This window comes from Paenibacillus sp. P4_A7, assembly GCF_056402455.1.
Genome location: NZ_JBFUHJ010000605.1, coordinates 1 through 2,774, shown reverse-complemented (window position 1 = coordinate 2,774; position 2,774 = coordinate 1). Strand labels below are relative to the sequence as shown.

Sequence of the window (2,774 nt, the reverse complement as noted above, 5' to 3'; positions counted from 1 at the left end):
AATCGCTAGTGCGCATGTGGGTGTCTATCCAAAAGAAACGACTCAGGGCTCTTATGAGAAATTTACGGTTCGTGTTCCAAATGAAAAAGATATTGCGACTGTGAAGGTTGAAGTGAAAATTTCCGATGATGTAACGATTTCACGTTTTGAACCAAAAGCAGATTGGAAATATGAGCTTACCAAAGATGCGACAGGGAAAATTACAGCTGTAGTGTGGACAACGACTGGTACAGGGCTTTCTGCAACAGAGTTTGGTGAGTTTAATATGCAGGGTAAAGTTGGTGACAACGCTGCTGAAATAGTGTGGAAGGCATACCAGACGTATGAGGATGGAAGTGTGGTAGAGTGGATCGGTGCGGATGGAGCAGATAAACCGGCTTCAGTAACGACGGTCAAAGCAAAACCAACTGGCGCAGCTGTGGATGGCCATGGACATACAACTGCGGGCGGAGAGGAAGCCGATAAGGCGAATAATGATCTACTTCTTTATTTCTCTATTGCAGCATTGGTACTAGGCTTCCTAGCCTTAATTATTTCTTTACGTAAAAAAGCAAAATAATAGCTGTAAAACGAAAAGCCGAACGAAGCACAGGTACTCATACCTGACAGTCGTTCGGCTTTTTCCATTCAGATGCTGCGCTGCGAACAACATTGCAAATCAGCCTTACAATTTGCTCTTCATTAACCCGGATTGCTTTAATTCCTCCAAGAAGACCTCGAATTCCTCAAAATTCAGCTGCTGCGCCGCGTCGGACAACGCAGTTGCCGGATCGGGATGCACCTCCAGCATGACACCGTCAGCACCGGCGGCAAGAGCGGCTTTCGCACAAGGGGCCAAAATATCTTTACGGCCAGTCGAATGGGTAACATCGACAAGGACAGGCAGATGGCTTTCCAGCTTTAGAATAGGCACCGCGGATATATCAAGTGTATTCCGGGTAGCTTTTTCGTAAGTGCGAATTCCTCTTTCAATCAGCATGACTTGTGTATTTCCTCTGGATACGATGTATTCTGCGGAATGGAGAAACTCATCAAGTGTCGCTGCCAAGCCGCGTTTTAAGAGGATTGGCGTTCTCACGTCACCAGCCGCTTTGAGCAATTCGAAGTTTTGCATATTTCTCGCACCGATTTGAATAATGTCGATGTAGCTTGCTGCCAGCTCGATATGTGCGGGATCAACGATTTCACTAATCGTTTTTAATCCGAATTCAGCTCCAACCTCCTTCAAAATTCTCAAACCCTCAATCCCAAGACCCTGAAAATCATACGGAGACGTTCTAGGTTTGAAAGCACCTCCGCGCATAACTGTAATTCCGGCAGCTTTAAGAACGGCTGCTACTTTACGAACTTGTTCATAGCTCTCAACGGAACAAGGGCCGGCAATTAGTATAGGCTTTCCATTTCCGACGGAAGTATCGCCTATCGTAACGACTGTATTTTCCTTCTGTTTTTTGCGGCTTACGAGCAGTACTTTTTGGTGATCCGTTTCTTGAAGCTTTAATGACGCTTGAAAGATTTGTTTGAATAGGTGACGAACGGTTTCATCATCGAAGGGTCCGTTATTTTGAGCGGTAAGGCCATCTAACATTTTCTTTTCACGAACAGGATCGAATTTAGGTACTCCTTGTTTTTCCTTCTCCAGCCCGATCTCCAGAGCGATTCGTGCTCTTTGGGACATCGTTTCGAGGAGCTGAAGGTTTATTGCATCCATTTCCTCACGTAATTTAGCTAATTTTTTTTGGCTCACGGCAGCTCTCTCCTTTAAGAAAATATATTTTTTGAAATACAAAAAAGACCTCTCGTCTGAAAGGTACGAGAAGTCGTGGTACCACCCTAATTTAGAAGAGCTCAAAGACTCTAATTCATAGTCTTTTACTCTTCTCTTGTAGCCCTTTAACGAAGGGAGTACGGATATCCCTAAAATAATCCAAGAACTGGCTTACGATCAGGTATCGGCTCGGGAGTGAACTTCGGCAGGTCATTCGTTCGGTCGCTTTCAGTCTCTGGCGATCCGTCCCTGTTAGGAATGTGCTCTGCTTACTCTCTCCTTCATTGCCTTTGTGCAGCGTGAGGTTGATTTAGGAGGATTTTAACGTATTAAAATTAATCGTCGCAAGCATCCCATTTAAAGCATGTTTGCATTATTGCGGTAAAGTATAAAGTTTTACAACATTTTCTAGACAAAAATGTTCTTTTGTTATATCATAATGTTACAAACAAACATTCATTGAAACAATACGAATCATGAGGAGCTGTCATTATTATGTCAACGAAAGCTAGATTAAATCGAATGTTCAGTGCGCAAGGTAAATGTTTTGATGTTGCAATTGATCATGGATTTTTTAATGAATTTTCCTTCCTATCCGGCATTGAGAATATGAAAAGCGCAATTGAAACGGTTGTTAAAGCGGGACCGGATTGCATCCAGCTTAGCGCAGGCCAAGCTAGACATCTGCAAGAAATACCAGGAAAGCAAAAGCCAGGTCTAGTACTTCGAACAGATGCTGCTAATATCTACGGTAATGTATTGCCGCGTTTTCTGTTTAGTGAGCTGATCGACCGCGCGATTGAGCAGGCCGTTCGTTTGGATGCTGTAGCGGTATGCGTCAATTTATTGCTGCTGCCCKGTCAGCCGGAGCTGCATCATCAATGTGTGCGCAACATAGCTATTCTGAAAACAGAATGCGAGAAATATGGCATGCCGCTGATGGTAGAGCCACTTGTTATGCTGCCTAACAAAGAGAAAGGCGGCTATATGGTAGATGGAGATATTC

Annotated in this window: 2 protein-coding genes and 1 pseudogene; 2 read left to right on the top strand and 1 reads right to left on the bottom strand. The window is 44.0% G+C overall.

The annotated features are described in order from the left end of the window. Window position 1: 1 nt before the first annotated feature. Window positions 2-559 (top strand): YcnI family copper-binding membrane protein, encoded by a 558-nt coding sequence (locus AC1DWN_RS31745; protein ID WP_477562839.1) that lies wholly within the window; start codon window positions 2-4, stop codon window positions 557-559. 105 nt (window positions 560-664) lie between these two features. On the opposite strand, the gene AC1DWN_RS31740 is transcribed toward AC1DWN_RS31745, so the two are convergent. Continuing rightward, window positions 665-1,747 carry a bifunctional 3-deoxy-7-phosphoheptulonate synthase/chorismate mutase gene (locus AC1DWN_RS31740; RefSeq protein ID WP_477562838.1) on the bottom strand — a complete coding sequence of 361 codons (1,083 nt, stop codon included), beginning with the start codon at window positions 1,745-1,747 and terminating at the stop codon, window positions 665-667. 516 nt (window positions 1,748-2,263) lie between these two features. Here AC1DWN_RS31740 and AC1DWN_RS31735 point away from each other — a divergent pair. Beyond that, window positions 2,264-2,774, top strand: a pseudogene (locus tag AC1DWN_RS31735) (aldolase); the annotation flags it as partial.